This is a genomic window from Amycolatopsis benzoatilytica AK 16/65, assembly GCF_000383915.1.
Lineage (GTDB): Bacteria > Actinomycetota > Actinomycetes > Mycobacteriales > Pseudonocardiaceae > Amycolatopsis > Amycolatopsis benzoatilytica.
In genome coordinates this window covers 7,226,919-7,251,929 of the sequence record NZ_KB912942.1, presented here as the reverse complement: position 1 = coordinate 7,251,929, position 25,011 = coordinate 7,226,919, and the positions used below count along the sequence as shown (strand labels likewise).

Annotated in this window: 27 protein-coding genes; 14 read left to right on the top strand and 13 right to left on the bottom strand. The window is 68.3% G+C overall.

The window, feature by feature from the left end; all coding sequences use genetic code 11:
- Window positions 1-70: 70 nt before the first annotated feature.
- Entirely contained in the window at window positions 71-1,360 is a 1,290-nt protein-coding gene (locus AMYBE_RS0133750) for an acetyl-CoA C-acetyltransferase (RefSeq protein ID WP_027928284.1), read from the top strand.
- 72 nt (window positions 1,361-1,432) lie between these two features.
- Here the strand turns inward: AMYBE_RS0133750 and AMYBE_RS0133745 are convergent, their stop codons facing one another.
- On the bottom strand, window positions 1,433-1,939 hold the full coding sequence (locus AMYBE_RS0133745) for a DoxX family protein (protein ID WP_020663808.1): 507 nt from the start codon (window positions 1,937-1,939) through the stop codon (window positions 1,433-1,435).
- A 186-nt stretch (window positions 1,940-2,125) separates the two neighbouring features.
- Between AMYBE_RS0133745 and AMYBE_RS0133740 the strand changes: the two genes are divergently transcribed.
- Window positions 2,126-2,884, top strand: a complete 759-nt coding sequence (locus AMYBE_RS0133740; RefSeq protein ID WP_020663807.1) for a MerR family transcriptional regulator — start codon at window positions 2,126-2,128, stop codon at window positions 2,882-2,884.
- A gap of 139 nt (window positions 2,885-3,023) precedes the next feature.
- Window positions 3,024-4,214, top strand: coding sequence for an ATP-binding protein (locus AMYBE_RS0133735; RefSeq protein ID WP_020663806.1), 1,191 nt, complete (start codon window positions 3,024-3,026; stop codon window positions 4,212-4,214).
- Between the two features lie 4 nt (window positions 4,215-4,218).
- Here the strand turns inward: AMYBE_RS0133735 and AMYBE_RS0133730 are convergent, their stop codons facing one another.
- Window positions 4,219-5,127, bottom strand: coding sequence for an AraC family transcriptional regulator (locus tag AMYBE_RS0133730; RefSeq protein ID WP_020663805.1), 909 nt, complete (start codon window positions 5,125-5,127; stop codon window positions 4,219-4,221).
- A 179-nt stretch (window positions 5,128-5,306) separates the two neighbouring features.
- Here AMYBE_RS0133730 and AMYBE_RS0133725 point away from each other — a divergent pair, with 179 nt between their 5' ends.
- The 9 genes from AMYBE_RS0133725 to AMYBE_RS0133685 all read left to right on the top strand — a co-directional run bounded on the left by AMYBE_RS0133725 (window position 5,307) and on the right by AMYBE_RS0133685 (window position 12,023).
- Window positions 5,307-5,696, top strand: a complete 390-nt coding sequence (locus AMYBE_RS0133725) for a hypothetical protein (protein WP_020663804.1) — start codon at window positions 5,307-5,309, stop codon at window positions 5,694-5,696.
- Window positions 5,697-5,707: 11 nt separating this feature from the next.
- A complete protein-coding gene (locus tag AMYBE_RS0133720) occupies window positions 5,708-6,652 on the top strand; it encodes a ferritin family protein (RefSeq protein ID WP_020663803.1) in 945 nt (314 codons plus the stop codon).
- Window positions 6,649-6,927, top strand: a complete 279-nt coding sequence (locus AMYBE_RS0133715; protein ID WP_020663802.1) for an MmoB/DmpM family protein — start codon at window positions 6,649-6,651, stop codon at window positions 6,925-6,927. Before AMYBE_RS0133720 ends, AMYBE_RS0133715 begins: the two co-directional genes overlap by 4 nt.
- A gap of 1 nt (window position 6,928) precedes the next feature.
- Window positions 6,929-8,479, top strand: a complete 1,551-nt coding sequence (locus AMYBE_RS0133710; protein WP_020663801.1) for a ferritin family protein — start codon at window positions 6,929-6,931, stop codon at window positions 8,477-8,479.
- Window positions 8,480-8,483: 4 nt separating this feature from the next.
- On the top strand, window positions 8,484-8,807 hold the full coding sequence (locus tag AMYBE_RS0133705) for a phenol hydroxylase subunit P4 (RefSeq protein WP_020663800.1): 324 nt from the start codon (window positions 8,484-8,486) through the stop codon (window positions 8,805-8,807).
- Between the two features lie 8 nt (window positions 8,808-8,815).
- Window positions 8,816-9,883, top strand: a complete 1,068-nt coding sequence (locus AMYBE_RS0133700; RefSeq protein WP_020663799.1) for a 2Fe-2S iron-sulfur cluster-binding protein — start codon at window positions 8,816-8,818, stop codon at window positions 9,881-9,883.
- Between the two features lie 301 nt (window positions 9,884-10,184).
- A complete protein-coding gene (locus AMYBE_RS45540; protein ID WP_020663798.1) occupies window positions 10,185-10,334 on the top strand; it encodes a hypothetical protein in 150 nt (49 codons plus the stop codon).
- Window positions 10,335-10,790: 456 nt separating this feature from the next.
- Complete coding sequence (locus tag AMYBE_RS0133690) at window positions 10,791-11,735, top strand: bifunctional helix-turn-helix transcriptional regulator/GNAT family N-acetyltransferase (protein ID WP_020663797.1); 945 nt, start codon at window positions 10,791-10,793, stop codon at window positions 11,733-11,735.
- A complete protein-coding gene (locus tag AMYBE_RS0133685; RefSeq protein WP_020663796.1) occupies window positions 11,736-12,023 on the top strand; it encodes a hypothetical protein in 288 nt (95 codons plus the stop codon).
- Here AMYBE_RS0133685 and AMYBE_RS0133680 read toward each other — a convergent pair.
- Window positions 12,011-12,586: a peroxidase-related enzyme gene (locus AMYBE_RS0133680; RefSeq protein ID WP_020663795.1), complete on the bottom strand. Its 576-nt coding sequence runs from the start codon at window positions 12,584-12,586 to the stop codon at window positions 12,011-12,013. The genes AMYBE_RS0133685 and AMYBE_RS0133680 overlap by 13 nt on opposite strands.
- 102 nt (window positions 12,587-12,688) lie before the next feature.
- Between AMYBE_RS0133680 and AMYBE_RS0133675 the strand changes: the two genes are divergently transcribed.
- A complete protein-coding gene (locus tag AMYBE_RS0133675) occupies window positions 12,689-13,339 on the top strand; it encodes a hypothetical protein (protein ID WP_020663794.1) in 651 nt (216 codons plus the stop codon).
- 7 nt (window positions 13,340-13,346) lie between these two features.
- Here the strand turns inward: AMYBE_RS0133675 and mctP are convergent, their stop codons facing one another.
- Together mctP and AMYBE_RS0133665 are read right to left on the bottom strand one after the other, a co-directional pair.
- Window positions 13,347-15,011, bottom strand: coding sequence for a monocarboxylate uptake permease MctP (mctP, locus tag AMYBE_RS0133670; protein ID WP_020663793.1), 1,665 nt, complete (start codon window positions 15,009-15,011; stop codon window positions 13,347-13,349).
- Entirely contained in the window at window positions 15,008-15,286 is a 279-nt protein-coding gene (locus AMYBE_RS0133665; protein WP_020663792.1) for a DUF3311 domain-containing protein, read from the bottom strand. Before AMYBE_RS0133665 ends, mctP begins: the two co-directional genes overlap by 4 nt.
- A gap of 325 nt (window positions 15,287-15,611) precedes the next feature.
- Here AMYBE_RS0133665 and AMYBE_RS0133660 point away from each other — a divergent pair, with 325 nt between their 5' ends.
- On the top strand, window positions 15,612-15,881 hold the full coding sequence (locus AMYBE_RS0133660) for a helix-turn-helix domain-containing protein (RefSeq protein ID WP_020663791.1): 270 nt from the start codon (window positions 15,612-15,614) through the stop codon (window positions 15,879-15,881).
- A gap of 56 nt (window positions 15,882-15,937) precedes the next feature.
- On the opposite strand, the gene AMYBE_RS0133655 is transcribed toward AMYBE_RS0133660, so the two are convergent.
- From AMYBE_RS0133655 to grpE, 8 genes are all read right to left on the bottom strand, one after another.
- Window positions 15,938-16,513, bottom strand: coding sequence for an EndoU domain-containing protein (locus AMYBE_RS0133655; RefSeq protein ID WP_020663790.1), 576 nt, complete (start codon window positions 16,511-16,513; stop codon window positions 15,938-15,940).
- Between the two features lie 46 nt (window positions 16,514-16,559).
- Complete coding sequence (locus AMYBE_RS0133650; protein WP_020663789.1) at window positions 16,560-17,828, bottom strand: DUF6297 family protein; 1,269 nt, start codon at window positions 17,826-17,828, stop codon at window positions 16,560-16,562.
- Window positions 17,822-18,427 (bottom strand): ATP-binding cassette domain-containing protein, encoded by a 606-nt coding sequence (locus AMYBE_RS0133645; RefSeq protein WP_027928283.1) that lies wholly within the window; start codon window positions 18,425-18,427, stop codon window positions 17,822-17,824. Before AMYBE_RS0133645 ends, AMYBE_RS0133650 begins: the two co-directional genes overlap by 7 nt.
- The gene (locus tag AMYBE_RS0133640) at window positions 18,424-19,317 is read right to left on the bottom strand and encodes an LLM class F420-dependent oxidoreductase (protein ID WP_020663787.1); all 894 of its coding nucleotides are present in this window, start codon (window positions 19,315-19,317) and stop codon (window positions 18,424-18,426) included. The genes AMYBE_RS0133645 and AMYBE_RS0133640 overlap by 4 nt, the downstream gene beginning before the upstream one ends.
- A gap of 91 nt (window positions 19,318-19,408) precedes the next feature.
- Complete coding sequence (locus AMYBE_RS0133635) at window positions 19,409-21,229, bottom strand: phosphoenolpyruvate carboxykinase (GTP) (RefSeq protein WP_020663786.1); 1,821 nt, start codon at window positions 21,227-21,229, stop codon at window positions 19,409-19,411.
- 632 nt (window positions 21,230-21,861) lie between these two features.
- Window positions 21,862-22,575: a hypothetical protein gene (locus tag AMYBE_RS0133630; RefSeq protein WP_020663785.1), complete on the bottom strand. Its 714-nt coding sequence runs from the start codon at window positions 22,573-22,575 to the stop codon at window positions 21,862-21,864.
- A 100-nt stretch (window positions 22,576-22,675) separates the two neighbouring features.
- Complete coding sequence (locus tag AMYBE_RS0133625) at window positions 22,676-24,502, bottom strand: dynamin family protein (protein ID WP_020663784.1); 1,827 nt, start codon at window positions 24,500-24,502, stop codon at window positions 22,676-22,678.
- Window positions 24,499-24,969 (bottom strand): nucleotide exchange factor GrpE, encoded by a 471-nt coding sequence (grpE, locus tag AMYBE_RS0133620; RefSeq protein ID WP_020663783.1) that lies wholly within the window; start codon window positions 24,967-24,969, stop codon window positions 24,499-24,501. The genes AMYBE_RS0133625 and grpE overlap by 4 nt, the downstream gene beginning before the upstream one ends.
- Between the last annotated feature and the right edge of the window lie 42 nt (window positions 24,970-25,011).

The following is a 25,011-nucleotide window of genomic DNA, read 5'->3' as shown; positions in this document are numbered from 1 at the left end:
TCACGTCCCAGTCTAACCTACTCGCTAGTAGGTTACAGTGTGAGCGGTACGACTCAGAGAGGTGGACGGCATGGCGACCAGGAAAACCCCGTCGGTGCGCAAGGTCGCGATCGTCGGCGGGAACCGGATCCCGTTCGCGCGGTCGAACGGCCCGTACTCGCGCGCCTCGAATCAGGACATGTTCACCGCCGCGCTGGACGGGCTGGCCAGCCGGTTCTCGCTGCAGGGCGAGGTGATCGGCGAGGTCGCCGCGGGCGCGGTGCTCAAGCACTCCAAGGACTTCAACCTCGCCCGGGAGAGCGTGCTCGGCAGCAAGCTTTCGCCCGCCACCCCGGCGTCCGACGTGCAGATGGCCTGCGGCACCGGCCTGCAGGCGGTCATCAACGTGGCCAACAAGATCGCGCTCGGCGAGATCGACTCGGCGATCGCCGGCGGCGTGGACACCACCAGCGACGCGCCGCTGGCCGTCAACGCGAACCTGCGCCAGATCCTCGTGCAGCTCAACGCCGCGAAGACGCTGGCCGACCGGCTCAAGCTGGTCTCGAAGATCCGGCCCGGCCACATCGTGCCGGAGATCCCGCGCAACGCCGAACCGCGCACCGGCCTGTCGATGGGCGAGCACGCCGCGCTCACCGCGAAGGTCTGGGAGATCGCTCGCGAGGCGCAGGACGAACTCGCCGCGACCAGCCACCGCAACCTCGCCGCCGCCTACGAGCGCGGGTTCTTCGACGACCTGGTGACGCCGTTCCTCAAGCTCACGCGCGACCAGAACCTCCGCCCGGACTCCTCGGTCGAGAAACTGGCCAAGCTCAAGCCGGTCTACGGCGGCCCGGACGGCACCATGACGGCGGGCAACTCGACGCCGCTCACCGACGGCGCGTCCGCCGTCCTGCTGGCGACCGAGCAGTGGGCGAAGGCGCACAACCTGCCGGTGCTCGCGTACCTGACGTTCAGCCAGACCGCGGCGGTCGACTACGTGCACGGCAGCGAGGGTCTGCTGATGGCCCCGGCGTACGCGGTGCCGCGGATGCTCGACCGCGCCGGACTGACCTTGCAGGACTTCGATTTCTACGAGATCCACGAGGCGTTCGCGTCGCAGGTGCTCGCCACGCTCAAGGCGTGGGAGGACCCGGCGTTCGCCAAGGAGAAGCTCGGTCTGGACGCGCCGCTCGGCTCGATCGACCGGACGAAGCTCAACGTCAACGGCTCCTCGCTGGCCGCCGGGCACCCGTTCGCCGCGACCGGCGGCCGGATCGTCGCGACGCTGGCGAAGCTGCTGCACGAGAAGGGGTCCGGCCGCGGCCTGATCTCCATCTGCGCGGCGGGCGGCCAGGGCGTCACCGCGATCCTGGAGAAGTAACCAGTCCGTGAAGGGCCCCTTGCGGGACTTGGATTCCCGCAAGGGGCCCTTCACGGACGGTTGAACCGGGATTCAGTCGGTCAGCGACTTTTCGGCGCGGCGGCTCAGCTTCTCAGCGCGCTTGCCGGCCTTCTTCGCCGCGCGCCGGGCCCGCCAGCCGAGCGACGGCTTGCCCTCGGTGTCTCCCGCGGCCAAGAGCAGCCCGCCGGCCAGCGACGCGTTCTTGAAGAACTGGACCTGCTGGTTCTGCTTCTCGCCCGGGTCCTTTGCCTCCCAGAACCGGTGCGCGGCCAGCGTGGTGGGCACCAGCGAACCGAGCAGCGCGAGCGCCGCCAGCCGCGGCATCTTGCCGCTCGCCAGCGCGAGGCCGGCCCCGATCTTGACCGCCGCGTCGATCCGCACCAGGGTGGCCGGATCGCGCGGGATCTGGTCCGGGACCATGCCCTCGACTTTGTCGAAGGTGCTGGTCAAGAACGGTTCGACGGCTTTTGCGTGGCCCTGGGTGTCGCGCAGCGCCCCGATGCCGCCGGACACGAAGATCGACGCGAGCAGTGGACGGGCCACCCGGCGCAGTATCACGGTCTCGCCTCTCTGGTCTGGGAATCCTGGACCTCGAACCTACAACCGGAATCGCCCGGAACGCTCGCCGCCAAACCGAGCTAGCGATACCTAGCCCAATATTGTTCTGATGCTAGATAGCCGTATACATCTCTAGCGGGCTTTCGGCTTGACCTTGACGCTGCGTCAACCTCTACCGTCAAAGACGTGGTCAGGACGGAATGGTCGATCCAGGACATCGCCCGGATCGCGGGAACGACGAGCCGGACGCTGCGGCATTACGACGCCGTGGGACTCCTGCCGCCGACCCGGATCGGCGGCAACGGCTACCGCTACTACGACGGGCAGTCGCTCGTCCGGTTGCAGCGGATCCTGCTGCTGCGCGAACTCGGCCTCGGCCTGCCGGCGATCGCCGAAGTGCTCGACGGCGAGCGCGACGGCACCGCCGCGCTCGAAACGCACCTTTCGCTGCTGGAGCAGGAGCAGCAGCGGATCGGGCGGCAGATCGCGTCCGTGCGGACCACGCTGCGGAAACTGAAGGGAGGTGAACAACTGATGGCAGAGGAAATGTTCGACGGGTTCGACCACACCCAGTACCAGGAGGAGGTCACCCAGCGCTGGGGCGCGGACGCCTACCGCAAGGCAGACCAGTGGTACCGATCGCTGACCGAGGCCGAAAAAGAGGCCATCCAGCAGGAACAGCTCGACATCTCGGCCGCGTACGGAGCGGCTCGCGCGGCTGGCCACGACGCTGGTTCGGAGGAGACCCAGGCCGTGACCGCCCGGCTGCACGCCTGGCTGGAACCGGCGGCGGGGAAGGTGTCGAAGTGCTACTTCGCCGGGATCGGCCAGCTGTACGTCGACGATCCGCGATACGGCAAGTACGACGAGAAGCACGGCCCCGGCACCGCCGAGTACATCCGCGACGCGATGAAAATTTACGCGGAGCGGAACCTGACGGACTAGACCACCGTCTGAGTGAGCGCTGGGGGTAGGGATGGACGGGGCTGCAGACCCGGCCATCCTTCAGCACGACCCGCGACACGTACTAGCTGTATATGCGCGAATATCGGTCCTGCGCTAGATACCTCGATACGGTGACAGAGTGGACCCCATCCGCAATCCCTTCGCGCCCGGTGCCGGGCAGCGGCCGCCCGAGCTGGCCGGCCGGGAACGGGAGCTGAAGGCGTTCGAGGTCGTGCTCGAACGGGTCTCCCGCGGCCGGCCGGAACGCAGTCTCGTGCTGACCGGCCTGCGTGGTGTCGGCAAGACGGTGCTGCTGGGGGAGTTGCGGTCGATGGCGATCCGGCATCGCTGGGGTGCGGGCAAGATCGAAGCGCGCCCGGACGCGGACTTGCGCCGTCCGCTGTCGGCCGCACTGCACCGGGCGATCCGCGACCTCGCCGTCCGCCACCGTGCGCCGGACCGGGTCGAAGAAGTCCTCGGCGTGCTCAAGGCCTTCGCGCTCAAGGCGAACAAGCCGGACGCGAAACTGCGCGACCGCTGGCAGCCCGGCATCGACGTGCCGGCCGCGCAAGGCCGGGCGGACTCCGGCGATATCGAAATCGACCTGGTCGAGCTGTTCACCGACGTCGCCGATCTGGCGGCGGATGTCGGCACCGGCGTGGCGCTGCTGATCGACGAGATCCAAGACCTGCAGCCCGACGACGTTTCCGCGCTCTGCGCGGCCTGCCACGAGCTGTCCCAATCGGGCGCGCCGCTGGTGGTGGTCGGTGCCGGACTGCCGCACGTGCCCGCGGTGCTGTCCGCTTCGAAGTCCTACTCCGAACGGCTCTTCCGCTACTCGCGCATCGACCGGCTCAGCCGCGAAGACGCCGACTACGCGGTGATGGCGCCGATCGAACGCGAGGACGCCGGCATCGAACCGGAAGCACTGGACGCCCTCTTCGACGCGTCCGGCGGTTATCCGTACTTCATCCAGGCCTACGGCAAGGCCGCCTGGGACGCCGCCCCCGCCGACCCGATCACCGTCAAGGACGTGCAGGTCGCCGCCCCCGAGGCGGAATCCGAGCTGGCGGTCGGCTTCTTCGGCTCCCGCTACGAACGCGCGACGCCCGCCGAACGCGAGTACCTGCTCGCGATGGCCGAGCTGACACAGGGCCGGGACGAGCCCGCCGGCACCGCGGACGTGGCGGTCTACCTGGGGCGCAAGCCTTCGTCGCTGTCGCCGGCGCGGGACAGCTTGATGAAGAAGGGCTTGGTCTACTCCGCCGAGCGCGGCCAGATCGCCTTCACCGTGCCGCACTTCGGGCACTATCTGCTCGGCCGCGACTGACCGGTCAGCGGCGCAGCGTGTCCGACGGCGTGACGCCGTACTTTTCCTTGTAGGCAGCCGCGAACCGGCCGAGGTGTCGGAATCCCCACCGATAGGCCGCCTCGGCGACTGTCGGCACGGCGGAGTGCACGAGGTCCCGGTGGACGCGTTCCAGCCGGATGTCTTGCAGCGCCTGGAGGGGAGTGGTGCCGGTGTATTCGCGGAATCCCTGCTGCAGCCGCCGGATGCCGACGCCCGCCGCCTCGGCGAGCTGCGCGGCGGTCCACTCGCGCATCGGGTCGGCCTCCATCGCCTCGACCACGCGGGTGACGATCCGCGGCCGCAACGGCCCGGCGTCCTCTTCCGTCGGGAAGCACGCGGCCGCGAGCGCCGCGGTCAGGCTGGCCCCGAGATGCCGTGCGACGTGCGGATCGCCGGCCAGCCGCTCGTTGGCGACCAGAAGCGAGCCGACCGAGGAGACCAGCTGGAACCAGGCTTGACCAGGCCCGGAGCGGAGGTCGAGCTGCCCGGGCATCTGGCGCGTGGACCGTTCGGCGAGCAGTGGCAGCTCCTGCCGGAGGTACTCCCGGTCGACGCGCATTCCGATGATCGTGCAGTCGGCCGACCAGCGAGACATCGTAGTGGTGGTGTCCGGCGGGCAGACCGTCGCCTGCCCGGGCAGCGAACGCACCTCCCGGCCCCGCACTCGGGCTTCGAGCACTCCGCCCAGCGGCACGTTGATCGCCCAGGCGCTCGGATGGTCCGATTCCACCTCCGAGTCGACGCCCCAGCCGATGCGGGCGATCCGGACCGGGCCGAGGTCGACTGACCGCAGGACCGGCTTCCGTTCCGGCAGCGCGCGAATACGCAGCCGGTGCGGGAAGTACGCCGCGGCCACCGAGCCGGACAGTGCATCGAGATCTGCCGTAGCCACCGCACCTCCTTGTGTGGCGCACTCACGGTAACACCGGAAAGCAACCCCGAGGCCGCTCGATCCGGGCCGGTGCGCAATCTGGACAGGGCCTTCGCGAATCGGATCGCCGCAGGTGAGAGCCCTGCATACGGTGGCGCGCACCACAGACGCTTCACCGGCTTGAGGAGGCTGCGGCGGCGATGACTCCCTTCATGCTCTCGGTTCAAGAACTCCTGGACGGCGAGGCGACGCCGGAACCGGCGACCGAGCCGGCCTATCCGGAAAAGGTGGCGGCCGCCACCGACACCCAGGTGGTGGTCCGCTCTCTCGCCGAGCAGCTCGTCAGCGAGGCGAACGCGGTCCTCGGCCCGCACCGCGAGCCGCTGACGCTGGTCGACGAGACCGGCCCCGGCGCGCTCGCCTTCACCCTGGGCCGCGCCGACCGCACCGCCCGGGTGCAGACCGTCGTCTCCGGCCGCACCGCCACCGCCGAACTCGTCATCGGCGGCACGCCCAGCGGCACCCGTCGACGCCTGACCAGTGAGGACGAGGTCCAGGCGCTGCTGCTCAGCCTCATCGCACAATCCTGAAAGGCCATCCCATGCAGTACGAACTGCGCTACCAGGTCATCGAACCTCAGCGGCAGACCTATCAGAACGTCGCGGACCGGTTCGGCGACCAGCCGGCCAGCCGCTACCTGGAGGGAACGCTCGACGTCGAGCCCCGCGAGAACTTCCATTACCGGCCGACCTGGGCTCAGGACCGCGAGCTCTACGACCCGCGCTACACCGCCCTGCGGCTGACCGATCCGTACCACTTCCTGGACCCCCGGCAGTACTACTACACGCCGTACGTGACAAACCGGGCGAACGCGCACGAGGAGTTCGGCAAAACCATCGGCTACCTCGAAAAACGCGATCTGTTGAGCAGGCTGCCGCGGCAGTGGCACTATCTCGTCGCCGAGGTCGTCGTGCCGCTGCGCCACTTCGAGTCGGGCGCTCAGCTCATCAGCGTCGCCGGGGCGCGCTTCGCCTACGGCACCTCGATCGAGCAGTGCTGCACTTACGCCGCGTTCGACCGGATCGGCAACGCCCAAATGCTTTCCCGGCTCGGTCTCGCCCAGGGCAGCGGCACCGCCGACATCCTGCGTACCGCCAAGAACGCGTGGCTCGAAGCCGCCCACCTGCAGCCTCTGCGCCGGCTGGTCGAAGAGGTGATGGTGCTCGGCGACTGGGCAGAAGCGCTGCTCGCGGTCGATGCGGTGGACAAACTCGTCTACCCGCTTCTCTACGCCGGTCTGGACGAGGCCGCGCTGCTCGGCGGTGCCGGGTCCTACAGCCTGGTCGCACAGCACTTCACCACCTGGTACGCCGACCAGCGCAAATGGCTCGACGCGTTGCGCGCCGCGTGGACCGGCGACCCGGAACACGCCGCGAACAACCAGGCGGTCCTCGATCGCGTCGAGCGGACCTGGGGTGCGCGCGCCGCGGAGGCCGTCGCCCCGATCGCAGCGATCGTGCGCGAGCTCGAAGGAGCCGAGGCATGAGCGCCCGGTCGGTCGGCATCGACCTGCAGGAATCGGAAGAGAACCGGGCCCTGATCGACGCGATCAAGCAGGACAACCCGGAGCTGACCCTGCGCCACCTGCCCGGCCTGGTGAAGCTCTCCGCACCCGGTCAGATCGTGATCAACCGGGAAACCGTCGAGGAGAAGCTCGGCCGCGAATGGGAGACCGGCGAGTTCCAGCTGGCCATCGTGTCCTACGCGGGCAATTTCTCCGAGTGGGACGACGACCAAATCCTCGTGAAGTGGGAGCACTGAAATGTCCGTTCAGCAGGACAAGCCCGTCGCCAAGAAGCCGCGCAAACTGCCGCTCAAGGAGCGCTACTCGCTGCTTACCCGTGACTTGGACTGGGAGCCGTCCTACGTAGACAAGGCCGACCTCTACCCCTACACCAGCTACGAGGGCATCAAGATCCACGACTGGGACGGCTGGGAGGATCCCTTCCGGCTCACCGTCGACGCCTACTACAAGTACCAGGCGGAAAAGGACAAGCGGCTGTACGCGGTCCTCGACTCCTTCGCGCAAAGCCAGGGCCACCTGGGGCTTTCGGATGCCTCGTACCTGAATTCGATCAAGCTGTTCATCCAGGGCGTGACCCCGCTCGAATACGCCGCGCACCGCCACTTCGCGTACCTGGCGCGCTATCTCGAAGGCCCCGCTCCGCGCTTCGCGGCGCTGTGCCAGAGCGTGGACGAACTGCGGCACTGCCAGACGCAGATCCACACGATCAGCAACTACAACAAGTACTACGGCGGCTTCCACTCCTGGTCGAAGATGCACGACCGGGTCTGGTACCTCTCGGTGCCCAAGTCACTGTTCGACGACGCGATGACGGCCGGCCCGTTCGAATTCCTGATCTCGATCTCGTTCAGCTTCGAATACCTGCTCACCAATCTGCTCTTCGTGCCGTTCATGAGCGGCGCGAGCTTCAACGGGGACATGCCGACGATGTCGTTCGGCTTCTCCGCGCAGTCCGACGAGAGCAGGCACATGACGCTCGGCCTGGAGGCCATCAAGTTCCTGCTGGAGCAGGACGAGGGCAACGTGCCGATCATCCAGGACTGGATCGACAAGTGGTTCTGGCGCGCGTACCGGATGTCCGCGCTGGTCGCCGGAATGATGGACTACATGCTGCCCAAGCCGGTGATGAGCTGGCGGGAGGCGTTCGAGCTCTACTTCGAGGAGCAGATGCTCGGCGGGCTGTTCCCCGACCTGGAGTTCTACGGCATCAAGCCGCCCCGGCACGTGCAGGACGCGATCGCGGAAAAGGGCAAGCTTTCGCACGAGGTCTACAAGATCCTGCACAACTTCTCCTTCGCCGCGTCCTTCACCACCCAGACCCCGGACCAGAAGCATCTGGACTGGCTTTCCGCGCAATATCCGGAAACCTTCGACCAGTACTACCGTCCGACCTGGGAGAAGCACGCCCGGGCGGAGGCCGGCGGCGGCCGGATCTTCTTCCAGGGACTGCCGCAGCTGTGCCAGGTCTGCCAGATCCCGATGGCGTTCACCGAACCCGGCGACCCGACCAAGATTTCGTTCCGCCGCTCGACTTTCCGGGACGAGACGTTCCACACCTGCAGCGACGGCTGCCAGTGGATTTTCGAGCGGGAGCCGGAGAAGTTCGTCCAGGCGTGGCTGCCGGTGCACCAGATCTACCAGGGCAACTGCGGCGGCCCGAGCGTGCCGGAAGTCCTTGAGTGGTACGGAATCCAGGAAGGCGACAACGGCGAGTACCAGGGGTCGCCAGATCACCAGCACTGGCTCAAGTGGCATTCCGACCACCCCGCCGACGAGACCGGAGCGTGAACCCGTGGCTGTGAAAGCTCTCTACGACTACGACTTCCCTTCCGCGGACCGCGCCGAGATTTTCGGCGAGGACCAGCTCGTCTACGTCCACTGGGCGGGTAATCCGCTGTTCTGCTCGGCTGCGTGCTTCCGGGTGCCGAAAGCCATGCCGTTCACCGAGTTCCTGTCCGGCGTCGTACACCCGTGGGCAGCGACCGATCCCGAGTTCGACCCGGCGACGGTGACCGGCTGGCAGCTGTTCGACGAACCGCTGCCCGGCCATCCGGACGCGTCGCTCACCGACCTCGGGATCGGACACAAGGCACTGCTGACGTTCCGGACCGAGTGAGGCCTCCGATGACCGAGAGCTACACCGTCACGGTCGAGCCGCTCGGCAGCGAGATCAGCTGCCGAGCGGACCAGACCATCCTCGACGCTTGCCTGCGCGAGGGAATCTGGCTCCCGCACGCCTGCACGCACGGCACCTGCGGCACCTGCAAGGCGGAGATTCTGGACGGCGAGGCCGATCTGGGCGACGCCTCGCCGTACGCGCTCCTGGAAAGCGAGCGGGACGAGGGCGCGGCGCTGATCTGCGTCGCCACGCCGCGCAGCGATCTGGTCATCGAAGGCGAGGTCGACGTCGAAGACGGGATCGAGATCCATCCGGTCCGCGACTTCGCCGGCACGCTGGAGGTACTCGACGACATCGCGCCCGGCGTCCGCCGGCTGGTCATCGCGCTGGACACGCCGATGGCGTTCAACGCCGGCCAGTACGTCCAGCTGACCTTGCCCGGCGGCGGCACCCGGCCGTACTCGATCGCCAGCCCGCCGTCGCAAGCCGACCGGATCGAACTCCAGGTCAAACGGACCGACGGCGGCGCCGCCACCGACGGCTGGATCTTCGCCGGCCTGACCGTAGGCGACCGGATCGCCTTGGCCGGGCCGTACGGCCGGTTCTGCTTCAACCCGGCCCGCGAGGAACCGCTGCTTCTCCTCGGCACCGGCACCGGCCTGGCCCCGCTGGCGGCGATCGTGCGGACCATCGTCGACCTCGAGGAAGAGCGGGGCTGGGAACGCCCGGTCGTCCTCTACCACGGCACGTCGACGGCGGCGGGTCTCTACGACCGTGCCTGGTTCGAGGAGCTGGCCGCCACCCGCGACTGGTTCGACTACCGGCCGGCGGTCTCGCGGGAAGAGTGCGGCGGAAGGCGCGGCCGAGTGCCCGCGTTGCTGGCGGAGGACTTCCCGCGCGCGTCGGGGAACGTCGCCTACGTCTGCGGCAGCCCCGCGATGGTCGAGGACACGATGAAGGCGCTGATGAAGGCCCGGCTGTTCCCTCGGTACATCTACCGGGAGGACTTCTTCGACGCGGCCGACCGTGCCAGCGGCGCCAACGTCGTGCGGAGCCCGCTGATCCGCCGTTGAAGTCCGCCCGGCAGCCCAGGCGGTGCCCCTGCTGGTTCAGCGGGGCACCGCCCTTGTCGCTACTCCTCTATGTGCCCGCCTACCGCTGTCTAGCTTGGTTGCTAGACAGCGGTAGATAGCAGTAGCCCGTTAGCACCTTGTGACCGCAGACACTTGATCTGTCCGGCAAATCTCCGGATTCTGCCGATGATTCTTCGGCAAGTGCCCCACATCACCGTATAATCGTTGGCATCCTTGTGAAAAAAGGGGCATACTAGAGGCACAGCCGCCACCGAAGACCTTTGAAGGGGATGCAGAAGACATGAGCAACATCACCGCCAAGCTCCGTGCTCGCCGCGCCGAGGCTCGCACCCGCCGGGCGCTGAACCGGGCGATCGACACCGCGGCCACGTCCACGGTGCGCCAGGAGCTCATCGCGCTCGCCCAGGCTCGTCAGCCGTTCATGCGCTGACCTGCGCAGATACCCGTTCGTGCGTCGCCCATAAGAGTGAGCTAGACCACAATGGGTTCCAGGTGTAACGCCGCGGAGACCCGCGTCGATACCCACTACGACCCCGTGATGCTGGCGGACCCCCGACCTGGCAGCATCACGGGGTTTCCATATGTCCGGATCAGGTTCGGAACGTCGGAGCCCGATTCCGGGCCAGGTTTGCAACGTCGGTCAGATGCCGGATGATGCCTGGCCCAGGTTCGGAAACTTAGCCCGATTCCGGGTCGGCGCCATCGCGCCGGACGACAGCCGGGTAACCACCAGCTTGGCCCAGCCCCGCCACCAGATCATCGCAGGCCGGTCGGACCCGCCTTCGCGCTTCGAATCCCCTCGCCCCCCGACGGAGGGAATTCGCTTGCCCTCGCCACCCGCCGGAGAGATCCTTGACTTAGTCAACGATCTCCCGAGGTGGTCCCCATGCCGGATTCCGTACTCACTGACCGCGTCCTCACCGACCGCGTAGCCACCGTCCGCGCCTTCAACCGGCTCTACACCGGCGTCATCGGCATCCTGGACGAGGGCCCGGCCGACGCCGAGTACTCGCTCAGCGAGGCCCGCGTCCTCTTCGAACTCGCCCAGCAAGACCGACTCCAAGTCGGCGACCTGCGCAAACGACTCGGCCTCGACGGCGGCTACGCGAGCCGGCTGCTCAGCCGGCTGGAGAGCCGCGGCCTGGTCGCCCGGGAACGCTGCCAGGACGACGCACGCCGGCAGCTGGTCACGCTCACCGCCGACGGGCACGCCGCCTTCGCTCATCTCGATCACCGGTCCACGCACCAGATCGGCAGCCTGCTCGGCAAATTCGCGGACGTCGACCAGGTACGGCTGCTCGGCGCGATGGAGACCATCACCGCGCTGGTCCGGGACACCGACCACGAGCGGCAGGTCATCGTGCGCGCGCCACGCGCAGGAGATCTTGGCTGGGTGGTGCACCGGCACGGCGAGCTGTACGCCGGCGAGTACGGCCTCAACGAACAGTTCGAGGCACTCGTCGCGCGAGTGATCGCCGGTTTCGCGGAACGACTCGGCGACCCGCGGCAAGCCGGCTGGATCGCCGAACTCGACGGCGAGCGGGTCGGCAGCATTTTCTGCATGCCGAGCAGTGAAGAGGGCGTCGCGAAGCTTCGGCTGTTGCTGCTGGAGCCGGCCGCGCGCGGGCGCGGGGTCGGCAAGCGGCTGGTGCGCGAGTGCATCGAGTTCGCCCGCGCGCAGGGATACCGCTCGATGGAGCTGTGGACGCATTCGCATCTCACCGCGGCGCGCGGGATCTACGCCAGCGCCGGATTCGAGCTCGTCTCGCAAGAAGAGACCGACGCGTTCGGCCCGCACCTGACCAGCGAATCCTGGCGGCTGGAGTTATAGATGTTCGTCTTGTACTGCGCCGTCTGCGACCGCCGCACGCTGCTGGGCGTCGACGAGGTCGACTGGGTGGAAAACCTCACGCGCGGAGTGATTTCCGTGTTCGCGCACTGCCCGCTCGGCCACGACGCGGTGATCCTGACCGGCGCGGCGTTCACCCCGCGCGCGGACCCCCGTTGCTTCGGGCCCGCGCCGCGGCGGTGGACGAAACCGGCGCACCGGCTGCGCGACTGGCTGCGCGGCCGGTTCGAACTGAGCCGGGACCTGCCCGGCCCGTTCTACCGCTTCTGACGGCCCATCAGGTAGAACTCCGGGTTCGGCCGCAGATCGGTGAGATGCGCGAGCCGGTTCGACATGGCGAACAGAGCGGTGATCGCGCCGACGTCCCAGATCTCGTCCTCGGTAAGCCCGGCCTCGCGGGCCATCGTCAGGTCACCCTCGCCGAACAGCGCGGAATCCTGCGACAACGCGAGCGCGAGGTCCACGATCGCGCGGCCGCGTTCGTCCAGCTCCACCTGCCACGGGTTCGTCGCGACCCGATCGGACAGCTCCGGGTCCTTCGCGCGGATCCGCAGGATCGCCCCGTGTGCGACAACGCAATAGGTGCAGTGGTTCGCGCCGGACGTCGCGACCACGACCAGCTCCCGCTCCGCCTTGGTGAGCCCGGCGGGACGTTCCATCAACGCATCGTGATAGTCGAGGAACGCCCGCAGCTCGGCCGGACGATGGCCGAGCGCCCGGAAAATGTTCGGCGTGAAGCCGGACTTCTCCGCGATGGCTCCGACCCGCGCACGCAGATCGTCAGGCAAATCTTCGAGTTCCGTTACCGGGAACCGGCTCACCGAGTCGCTCATGCCGCCCACGCTAACCCGTCCGATCGGCAGACGGCAGGGGTCTGGATGCCCGACAGCCGACCCGGCCACCGGCGGTTCACCTGAAAGAGGTTCACTTACCGCGTGAACTGGACCGCGTACGTGGACGGTTACTGCGAGCGCACCGCGCCCGGGCTCTGGGCCGAGCCGCTCAACGACCTCGCCAATCTCGCTTTCCTCGTCGCCGCCGGGATGGTTTGGTGGCGCGCCGACGGCCAGCGCGTCGGCCGGGTTCTCGCCGCCCTGATCGGGCTGGTTTTCGCGGCCAGCACAGTGTTTCACCTGGTCGCGACGCGCTGGGGCGCGGTCGCCGACTCCGCCGCGATCCTGGTTTTCGCGCTCTTCTACGCGGTCGCCTTTCCGCGGATCTTCTTCCGCGTACCGGCGAAGTGGGCCTGGCTCGGCGCGCCCGCATTCCTTGCGCTCACGGCAATGATCTCCAGATTCGGCGGCGGCCTCTATCTGCCCGCGCTGGCCGGACTGGCCGGGTTCGCCGTCGCGCTCGGCGTCAACCGGGACCGGTACTGCCTGCACTTCGCCATGGCCGCCGCGTTGTTCGCACTGTCGTTGGCGTTTCGCAGCATCGACGGCGTGGTCTGCGGAGATTTCCCGGTGGGCACGCATTTCCTGTGGCACCTGCTGAACGCCGTCGTCCTGTACCTCGTCGCGAAAGCGATGATCGCCCGGACGACAGAGGCCCCCTCGCCGCGACGCGACGAAGGGGCCTCTGTCTGAAAAGGACTCAGTGCGCGCCGATCGGGCGCAGGCCCTCGTCGTGCTCGTCGGCGTGGTAGTCCTCGGGCTCGGTTTCGTCCTGGCCCGGGCTCCACTTCAGCGCACGGGCGATCACCGAAACCACCGCGGCGACCACGATGTTCGCGATCAGCGCCACGAACCCGGGGTAGATCTGCACCACCGCGAGGCTGGTGCCGCCGAACGGGTGCCAGCCGAAGATCGACAGGTTGCCCAGGGGCAGCGCCGACCCGCCGAAGTGCTTCTTACCGCTGACCGGGTTGGGAATGCCGTACAGCATGATCAGACCCCAGGCCATGCCGACGACCCAACCCGCGATGAGGCCCGCCTTGTGGAACCAGCGGGTGTACAGCGCGATCGCGACCGCGGGCAGCGTCTGCAGGATCAGCACGCCGCCGATGAGCTGCAGGTCGATGGAGAACTGCGGGTCGATCAGGATGATCACCAGCACCGCGCCGAGCTTGACCACCAGCGAGGCCAGCTTCGCCTGCTTGGCCTCCTGCCTCGGCGTCGCGTCCTTGCGGAGGTACTCCTTGTAGATGTTGCGCGTCCACAGGTTCGCCGCGGCGATCGACATGATCGCGGCGGGCACCAGCGCGCCGATACCGATCGCGGCGAACGCGATGCCGGCGAACCAGTGCGCGAACTGCGAGTCGAACAGCAGCGGGACGATCGTGTTGCCGTCCGCCTTGCCGGTCGCCGCGTTCTTCAGCGGCTTCACCCCGGCCGAGATCGCGACGTAGCCGAGCAGCGCCAGCAGACCGAGCACGAACGAGTAAGCAGGCAGCGCCACCATGTTCCGCTTGATCACGTTGCGGCCGCGCGAGGCGAGCACGCTGGTGAGCGAGTGCGGGTACAGGAACAGCGCGAGCGCCGAACCCAGCGCCAGCGTCGCGTACTGCAGCTGGTTGCTCGACGTCAGCAGGATCGAACCGGCCGGCTTGCCGGTGACCGGGTTCGGCTTGGCGAGGGTTGCCTTGGCGGTGTTGAAAATGTGGTCCCAGCCGCCGAGCTTCGCGGGCAGGTACAGCACGGCCACGATGATCACGAGGTAGATCAGGATGTCCTTGACGAACGCGATCAGCGCCGGCGCGCGCAGGCCGGACTGGTACGTGTAGAGGGCCAGGATCAGGAACGCGACCAGCAGCGGCAGGTGCCCGACGATGCCGGAACCGTTGATGCCCATGGTGCGCAGCACCGCTTCCAGACCGACCAGCTGCAACGCGATGTACGGCATGGTCGCGACGATGCCGGTGATCGCGACCAGCAACGCCAGCGTCGGCGAACCGAACCGGCCGCGGACGAAGTCGGCCGGGGTCACATAGCCGCGCGAACGGCTGACCGACCACATGCGCAGCGCGGGCAGCAGCACGATCGGGTAGACGACGATCGTGTACGGCAGCGCGTACAGGCCGAGCGCGCCGGCACTGAACACGAGCGCGGGCACGGCGACGAAGGTGTAGGCGGTGTAGAGGTCACCGCCGAGCAGGAACCAGGTGATCCACGAGCCGAACTTGCGGCCGCCGAGGCCCCATTCGTCGAGGTGCTCCAGGCTGCCGCCGGCCTTCCACCGCGAGGCGACGAAGCCGAGCACGGTCACCACGGCGAACAGCAAGACGAAGACGATCAGCTCTACCCACTGGATATTGCTCATCGGGCATCACCCTCGTCCAAGTCGTCGACGTCCAGCTTGTCCCCGCCGTCGTTGCGCGGCTTGTTCTTGGTCGCCGCGTAGACGATCCCGGTGCACAGCACTCCGGCGAAGACGAACGCCAGCTGGAACCAGTAGAAGAACGGCAGGCCGAACAGGCGGGGCCCGTCGAAGTTGAACAGCGGCGTGACCAGGATCAGCAGCGGGATCAGCAACAGCAGGTTCCACGCGCTGAACTGGAACCCGCGTACCCGCCCGCCTGGTTTGGCAGTGGACATGGGACCTCACCTAACACTTGCGTTACACGCGACCGCCTGACCCTAAACCTCCGCAGTACCGCCGTCATACGAGTTCGATATCGATTCGGACAGGGTCGACCGCGTCGCTGCAGCGTTCGCCCACGGCGCTCCAGGGTGTGGACAACCGGTGGGGACAGCCCGATCCAGGACGGCCCGGACGGCGGTCGGATACCCCAATCGGCGGGGTTTAGCCGTCGCGAACGCCCCAAGAGGTTGTGCCGAAGGCCAGTTGTCCACGGTTTCGACAGCTTGTGCACAGAGTTATCCACAGGCAGTGGACAACTCTGTGGCTAGACTGGGCGGCATGGTGCGCGTGCCCCTCACCGACGAAGAACGCTCCCGCGGCGAGCGGCTCGGAGTGGTGCTGCGCGCCGCCCGGGCCGGCCGCAGCATGGTCGACGTGGCTGCCGAAGCGGGCATTTCGGTCGAAACCTTGCGCAAAATCGAGACCGGCCGGATCCCGACGCCGGCGTTCTTCACCGTCGCGGCGATCGCCGACGCGGTGGGGATGCCGCTGGATCGGCTGCGCGGCGCGTGCGATCCGGACGCGTCGGCGTTTTCGCAGGCCAGCTGAGGTTTCCCGGCTGATCGCAGGACACCGGCAACCGCGCGGCCCGCTCGATACGCCGGTCAGCCGCGCAGGTCGGCCAGCACCCGTTCCCGGTCGTTGAGGTAGGCGCAGTTGCGGGCGGGCAGGTCGAACGAGCGCAGCAGCTTCTCGAAATCGGCGTACTCGTCCGGGCTGAGCTGGATGCCGGTCACCCCGAAGTGCGCGGCCATCGTGTCCGCCAGCTCCTCCCATTCGCCAGCCCACTGCAGATCGCGGTAGTAGTCCAGGTCTTCCGGGGCCAGCCGGTCGGCGAGCAGCCGAAGGACACTCTCGGCGAAGTAGCTGATCCGGTTGCCGGTGCGATCGGCGACCGTCGGGTTGGCCGGGTCCCGCGCGGTGTCCGGGTTGCGGACTACCCCCGGGCTCGGCAGCGGGTAGCTGGTGTGCACGTTCCCGTCGCCGTCCACGAGCACGACCACTTTCACGCCGTAGCGCTCGCCGACGCAGCGCCAGCGTCCGTTGTACTGCTGCCGCCGAGGTTCGCCAGGATCGTTCGCGACGTCTTCGACCACGGCGATGATCTGCGCGTCGCTCCATTCCGGAGGGAACTCGCAGGTCGCCCTGCGCCCGATGCCGGAAGCGTGTCCACCGCCCACCTTCGGCTCCTTTCGCCGGCACGGAGCCTAACCCGAGTTCGGCCGTTCAGCCGACCCAGATCAGCACCGCGATGCCGAGCGCCAGCACATCGGGGCCGCGGAACAGTTGCCGCACAAGGTTTGCCGGCATCGGGCCGGCCGGGGTGTCCACGAAACCCGCGCTGCTGTAGTCCACCGGCTGCCGCGTGACGGTCCGCAACACCGCGAGCACCGCCAGGGCAACAGTCACCCACGAGAGCGCGGAAAACGCGGTACCCAAAGCCAAAAGCGCCACCCAGAGCAGCACCGACCAGCCAACCGCGACTCCGGCCAGCAGCAAACCGTGCGCGAGCACCAGTTCCTGCGACGACGAGCCCAGCCACCGGCGCCGGCCCGGATTCCGCCACAGCACGCCGAGACCAGCGCCGAACGGAGTAAGCGCGAGATACGCTCCGATGCCCAGCAGCACCGGCCCAGGCAACGTCGGTACGGCAACATGTCCGACGGCTACCGCGAAAGCCACCAACAACAACGCGCTCGCGTACCGGACCCGGCCGATCACGCCGACCCAGGCCAGCCGGAACGCGGTGGGCCGGCGCAGCGACCACGAACCCGCCGCGGCGGACTCCGGCAACATCATCATCGGGTCAAGGAAAGCGACCGCCATCGAACGCAGCACGCGCGCGTTCCAGCCCTCGAACAGCACCGCCCGGCCGGCGCGGCTGACCGCTTCGCCGCCGAACGCCAGCAGCAGGCCGCCCAACGCGAGCGCGGCCCCGACGTACTGCACCGCCACCGCATCGAGCCGCGCGGCCGCGACGGCTACCCCTGCCGCGGCAGTGAGTATCGGTCCGACGGCTTCGAACGGGAAAGCCGTCCGGCGGGCGGTCGTGAACGCGAGAATGGCGGCACCAGCGAGCAACGACGCCGACGCCAGCCACCACTGCCCGGTACTGCCGCCGACCGCCAGCATCAGCGCGGCGAGATAGCCGATCACCACGACGAATCCGGTGAGCGCACCGGCCAGCCGAGCCGAAACGACTCGTTTCCGGTCCACCTTCGCGAAGTCCATCCAGGTCAGCTCGGCTGGTTCGGCCCAGACAAACCCTCGGCGCAGCAGGCTCCGCCAGCCCACCGCGCAGCACAACGCGACCAGTCCGAGCACCGCCGAATAGTCCACAGCAGACGGTCCAAAGAGGACTTTGTGCCAGGAGTCGGTGCGGAAGAACGCGGAGAACAGAAACCCGCCGCCGAACAGCAGCACGAACGTCGCGCTGTCGCCGCTGAAGATCCCGCCGAACCGTTTGCGGCCCGGCACGCGCAACCGGGTCACCACAGTTCGAGCACGCTGTCCGCCGCGTCCAGCAACGGCCGGTGATGCGTCGCGACCACGACCGCCGCGCCCGCCGCGGTGGACCGGCCGATCAGTTTGACCAACCATTCCTTGCCCTCGGTGTCGAGCGCTCGTTCCGGCTCGTCCAGCAGCAGCACGCGATGCGGCCGAGCGGTGACGCCCAGCAGCAGCAATCGGCGTCGCTGCCCAGCGGAGAAATGCCCGGCGGTGACCCGAGCGCGCTCGGCCAGTCCGGCGTCGGCGAGCAGTTCGGCGAAATCGCCCAGGTCTTCACCGTAGGACCCGGCAAGCAGTTCCAGGTGCTGCATCGGGGTCAGCTCAGCGAAGAAGTCCGAATCGTCGAAGAGCACCGACACCTTGCGGCGAAAGGAAAGGCTGCGCTCGTCCGGCTTGGCGCCGTCGACCAGCACCCGGCCCCGCTGCGGTTCCTGCATGCCGTACAGGCAGCGCAGCAGGGTGGACTTGCCGACCCCGTTCGGCCCGACGAGCACCGCGCATTCGCCCGGGTCGACGGAGAAGTCGAGACCGTCCAGCAGCCACAGGTCGCCGGCCTTCACTCCGAGCCCGCGGGCGTCGATTATCGGCGACACAACGCGTCCACGACGGGTGCCAGTACTTCGAGATTCGGTTCCAGGACAGTGAAGTAGCTGATGCCGAACCGTGCGCGGTGCGCGCGCACCTGGTCCGCGATCTCGTCCACCGTGCCGACCAGCACCGTCGGCACCTCGGCCAGTTCGTCGAGAGTCAGTTCCCCGCCCAGCTTTTCGCGGATCTCACGCAAGGCTGCTTCGCGATCGTCAGTGATCCGGGCAATCTGCACGAGAAGATTGAATTCGACATCGCGGTCGCCGACGCGCTCAGCGACAAAACGAGTGCGCTCCTCGACGCCGTCCGCGGTCGCCAGCCGAAGCGGAGAACCGTTGCGCACCTTCGCGGTCCCGCTGAACGCGATCACATCCGCGTGTTCGGCGGCGAGCGACAACAGCCGGTCGCCGCGGCCGCCGATCATCAGCGGCGGGCCGCCGGGCTGTGCCGGGCTCGGCACGTACTCCGGATCCGCGTACAACCGCGAGAGTTCCTTGACGGTCAGTTCCAGCTGGTCGACGCGCGCACCCGCGCTGGGGAACGGCATTCCGGCCGCTTCGAATTCCGCCTGCGCATACCCGGCGCCAAGGCCGAGCTCCAGCCTTCCGTCCACGAACTGGTCGGTGGCCGCGACATCACGAGCCAGCAGCGCCGGATTGTAGAAGGACGCATTCAGCACAAAAGTGTTGAGCCGCACCCGTTCGGTGACCGCACCGGCCAGCACCAGCGAGGGAAACGGCGACGGCATGCCGAGATGGTCGGCGACGCTCAGCACGTCATAACCCAGTTCCTCGACCCGGCGGCATTTCGCCGCCCATTCCGCGCGCGTCCCCGCCGAGATCATGTTCACGCCGAACCGGAACGGCTTTTCCCCGCGAGACACCATGCCGCCAGCCTAGCCGCCCGCCGCGACGGCCCCGCGCATGCCGAAGGGGACGCCCACCGCCCGGTGGAGGCGTCCCCTTCGGACCGTTGGGTCAGCCGAGGCGCTGGGTCAGCGCGTCGAGCTCATCCCGCAGCGAGGACGGCACCTCGCCGATCTTCTGGAACCATTCTTCGATGAGCGGCAGCTCGGCGCGCCACTCGTCGTTGTTGACCCGCAGCGCGGCCTCGATGTCCTCGACCGGCTCGGACAGGCCGTCCAGGTAGAGATCCTCGGCGCGGGGCACCAGACCGATCGGCGTCTCGGTCGCGTTGCCGCGGCCCTCGACCCGGTCGAGCACCCACTTGATCACGCGCGAGTTCTCGCTGAAGCCCGGCCACAGGAAACGGCCGTCGTCGCCGCGGCGGAACCAGTTGACGTAGAAGATCTTCGGCAGTTTGGTCGCGTCGGCGTTCTTGCCGAGGTCCAGCCAGTGCTTGAAGTAGTCGCCGGCGTGGTAGCCGAGGAACGGCAGCATCGCCATCGGGTCGCGGCGCACGTTGCCGACCGCGCCGACCGCGGCCGCGGTGGTCTCCGACGACATGGTGGCGCCCATGAACACGCCGTGCTGCCAGTCGCGGGCCTCGTTCACCAGCGGGACGGTGGTCTTGCGGCGGCCGCCGAACAGGATCGCCGAGATCGGCACGCCCTTCGGGTCGTCCCACTCCGGCGCGAGGATCGGGCACTGCGACATCGGCACGCAGTAACGCGAGTTCGGGTGGGCGGCCTTCTCCTCGGAGTCCGGCGTCCAGTCCTGGTGCTTCCAGGAGATGGCGTGCGCGGGCGTGTTCTCCATGCCCTCCCACCAGATGTCGCCGTCATCGGTGAGCGCGACGTTCGTGAAGACCGTGTTGCCCTTTTCGATGGTGCGCATGGCGTTCGGGTTCGTGTGGTTGTCGGTGCCGGGCGCGACGCCGAAGAAACCGAACTCCGGGTTCACCGCGTAGAGCCGGCCGTCCTCGCCGAACCGCATCCAGGCGATGTCGTCGCCGAGGGTTTCCGCGCGCCAGCCCGGAATCGTCGGCTGCAGCATCGCGAGGTTGGTCTTGCCGCAGGCGCTCGGGAACGCGGCCGCGATGTAGTGCACCTTCTCCTCGGGCGAGATCAGCTTGAGGATCAGCATGTGCTCGGCAAGCCAGCCCTCGTCGCGGGCGATGACCGAGCCGATGCGCAGCGAGTAGCACTTCTTGCCCAGCAGCGAGTTGCCGCCGTAACCCGAGCCGTAGCTCCAGATGAGCCGTTCCTCCGGGAAGTGCGAGATGTACTTGGTCTCGTTGCACGGCCAGGCGACGTCCTTTTCGCCCGGGGCCAGCGGCTTGCCGACCGAGTGCAGCGCGGGCACGAACTCGGCCTCGGTGCCGTCCGGCTTGACGAACTTGTCCAGCGCGGCCTGGCCGGCGCGGGTCATCACGCGCATCGAGGCGACGACGTAGGCGAAGTCGGTGATTTCGATGCCCAGCTTGGGGTTCTCGTCACCGAGCGGGCCCATGCAGAACGGGATGACGTACATCGTGCGCCCGGCCATGCAGCCGCGGTACAGCTCCGTCATGGTGGCCTTCATCTCGGCCGGGGCCATCCAGTTGTTGGTCGGGCCCGCGTCCTTCTCCTCGTTCGAGCAGATGAAGGTGCGGTCCTCGACCCGCGCGACGTCGCCGGGATCGGACGTGGCCCAGTAGGAGTTCGGCTTCGCGTCCAGCTTCACGAAGGTGCCGGCGTCGACCAGCTCCTGGTTGATCCGGGCGGCTTCCTCGTCGGACCCGTCGATCCACACCACCCGGTCCGGGGTGGTCAGCTCGGCGACCTCCCGGACCCAGGACAGCACGCCACTGTGCGTCGTCGGCGCTTTGTCCAGCCCGGGGATGGCGACTGCGGTCATCTCTGCTCCTGACTTCCGACGACAAAAGAGCCCACACCGAACAACGACGTTCAGGTGCGGGCCTCGTTGCCGGCGACCGAATGGCTTCGCACACCGGCGGAAGACCGGTGTGCGGGTTTTGGGATTCCCCGACTGTAGCCGGATGGACGGCAGGTAACCGAGAGCTGACCTGTCGGTTCTCTCACAAGAACGATAAGGGAATCGATTCAGTTTCGCCGGAACGGACCAGCACCGGAAATCCTTTCGCGCGGACGCTGCCGTATTCGTGCCGGATGCCGGGGTCGGCCAAGATCAGCTGTGGGCCGGGAGAGCGGGTTGGCCGAGCGGTCCGCGGGGGAGGGCGGAGCGGGGATCCGGTGATGGAATATCCCGAGCGGAAAAGTCGGCCGCGCCGCCCGTTCGTGTGACGTCAGTTACCGCTGATGTCGATCACCTTGGTGATCTCGATTACCTTTCGGCGATACCTGAGAGATTCGACGCGCCCGGCCGAGTTCGATCCGCCGCCGGCAGTCCGAAAACCCACAGCGCGGAATTGATGTCGCGACCGCGGATCCGTCGACCACCGGTCCGGAAACGCCGAACGGGCCCGGCGCGAAGCCGGACCCGCTCGAGGGAAGTCAGTGACCGCCGGATCAGTTCGGGCTGATCCACTGCCCGGTGCCGGTGTCGATCTTCGCCACGCCGCTGAGCAGCTGCGAGCCCTCGCCTCCCCAGGCGGAGTCGCTGCCCGGGTCCGCGGCGGCCGCCGCGGACGAGTCGATCGCGTGGTTCGCGGCACCGGAGGTTTCGGTCCACTGCCCGTGGCCGGTGTGCTCATAGGTCGTAGTGGTGCCGTCCGCGTCGACCTGCACCGCGACGTCGGCCTCGCCGTCGCCGTTGGTGTCGGTGAACGCGATCGTGCCGCCCGACTTCGTCTCGACCACCGCGGTGTCGTTGTGGCCGTCGTGGTCGGTGTCGATGGTCGCCGGGCCGGCGTCCACCTCGCCTTCGGGCAGGTCCGCGTGGATGTGGCCGCTGGTCGAGGTGTCCTGCGAGTGGGTGTCGGTGCCGTCGGAACCGTCCGATCCGTGGCCGGACTCGACCCAGGCGCCGGTCTTGTCGTCGTAGACCGCCTCGTCGACCACGTGGCCGGTCGAGTCGAGCACTGCGTAGTGGTCGGCGACGCCGTCGTGGTTGGTGTCGATGAAGGCCTGCGCCGTGCCGTCGTCGTGCTCGACGATCGCGGTGTCGTTGTGGCCGTCCTGGTTGGCGTCGTAGTTGACCTCGGCCTCGTATGTCTGGCCGTCGACGTGGACAGTCATCTCCGTGCCGCTGGTGTCGGTGCCGCCGCTCTCGTCGACCCACATGGGTTGGTCCCCCTTATTACGCCGGGTCTGCAGTGTCTCGCTCGGTATGACTCACGTTAGGCCGGTTCGGTTCCCGTTCACAAGCTGACCACGCGGTCGGTCAGGTTCGATCGCGGACCGTGCGAATCCGGGACAGCAGGCTCTCCGCCCGCCCGTGTCCCTCGGTCACGTCCTTGAGGCGTTTCGAGACGACCGCGATCTTCTTCGCCCGCTCCTGCGCGCTCATCTTGATCGTCTGGTCGACCTCTTTCATCTCCGCCTCGATGGCCTCGATGCGGCGGCCGAGCGCGTCGTCGAGGGCGAGCGACAGCTGCTGCTCCGCCTCGATGAGCTGTTCGGCGACCAGCTGGTCGAGCGTCGAGCGGGCGTCCGCGATGGCCTCCACGAGCCATTGCTTCAGGTGCTGCTTGTCCGCGGCGTGCTTGCGGGTGCGTGCCATCCACCAGCCCGCGCCGAGGCCGATCACGATCGTCGCGGGCAGCACTACCGGGTTCAGGATCGCGACGCCCGCCAGCGGCAGCGCGGCGATCTTGCCCGCGCCGACGCCGCCGGAAATGCCCATGAACACGAGCAGCTTGTCCTCGGCGGTCGGCGGCTTCTTCTCCGGCGGGCGCAGCACCACCGGCGGGCCGCCGGCGCGCAGGAACTGGCTGCGCAGCACGTCCAGCTCGGCGGCGGAGAACAGCTCCGACAACGCGGTGTTGGTGACCTGGTTGAGCCGCTGCGACAGCTGCATGGACACCCGCTGCGACGCGGTCTGCAGCGCGATGTCCACTTCCTGCGGCAGCGCGGCGAGCTGGTCGCGTTTGGCCGCGTCGATGCGCTGGCGGAACTGCGACTGCGCGTCCCGCATTTCGCGGCTGCTCTCGTGCCCGACCTCGACCCGGGTGCGCTGGATTTCGCCGCGCAGCTTCAGCTGCCAGCCGCGGGTGGACGTGCGGCGCTCGGCCTGCAGCTCGTCGCGGCGGTTGCGCAGTTGCTCCGCCTCCGCCTCGCCCGCCGACAGCGCGCGGCTTTCCGCCTGCAGCTTCGCCTTGATCTCGGCCAGCGCGCTCGACAGCGAGCGGAGCGTATTGGCTTCCTTGAGCATCATCGACCGGCCGACCAGCAGTTCCTGCAGCGCGACCTGCACCTGTGCGATGCCGGACCTCTCCCGCAGCATCGCGGCGACCTGCTCGTTCGGTGCCTTCGCGGCGGTCTCGAAGACCCGCGCGGAAACCGGGTGGAATACCGCGTCGGCGAACCGCGGCGCATGCTCGGCCAGCAGCTGCCGGTCGGCTTCCATGATCTCGCGCCAGCCGCGGAACGCGTCGGTCTTGGCCAGGACGAAGACCACCGTCTCGACCCGGTCCGCGACCTCGCGCAGGAACTGCAGCTCCGTCGACGTGAACGGGGCGGACGCGTCGACCACGAACAGCAGCGCGGTCGCGCCCGCGGCGGCTTCCTTGGCCAGTTCGCCGTGCAGCGAGTCGAGCCCGCCGACGCCCGGCGTGTCCACCAAGGTCAGCCGCTCCAGCAGCGGGACCGGGCCGGACACCTCGACGTAGCGCGGCGGCAGCTGCCCGGCGGGCAGTTCGTGCGAGGCGGACACCCAGTCGACCAGCTGCGGCAGGTCGAACGGCACCGGCGCGAGCTGACCGGGGTAACAAGCTTGCGCACCCCACTGGGTCGCATGCTCGAAGACGAGGTAGGTCGCGGTGGCCACGTCGGCGTCGACCGGCGACAGCCCCGGGGTCGCCAGCAGCGCGTTGACCAGCGAACTCTTGCCGCGGTTGGTCTCGCCGACGACCACCACGGACGGTTTCTCCGGACGGGCCTTGCGCTGGTCCTCGACCCATTTCGCGGCCTGCGGATCGGCCTCGCGCACGACGCCGAGCAGCTGCTCGCGAGCGGCCTGTACCTGGGCCGGAAGACTCAAAGCCGTCACTGCGCCCGCTTCGCGTAGACAGTGACGATCGGCGCGCGCAGCAACCGCTCGCGGTCGGCGAACCCGACCACCTCGGTCTCCGCGACCACGCCGTCTAGCTCGGGATCGTCGGTGGGCACCGCACCGCCGGCTTCGTGCCGGGCCGGGTCGAACCGCTGGCCTTCGGCACGCAACGCGGTGACGCCGATGCCGGCGAGGCCGTGCTCGAGCCGTTCCACGACGCCGCTGCTGCGGGCGCGGTCCAGCGCGTACAGGCAAAGCTGGATCAGCGCCTGCCGATCGGACAGCGCGCGTTCGAGGTCACCCGGAGCAGCTACGAGGTCCACATCGGGTTCCGACGCATCCGCGGCGGCCGCGGTTCCGTCCGCCTCGGCGATGATCTTCGCCAGGCGCTCCGCGGTGATCTCGCCGGTCGGCGCGTCCGCCGCGTCGTCGACACCGGCTTCGTCGTGGCCGAACCACGCCATGAAGGACCCTCCCCTGGTCGTGTCTGGGTGGAATTCCACCAG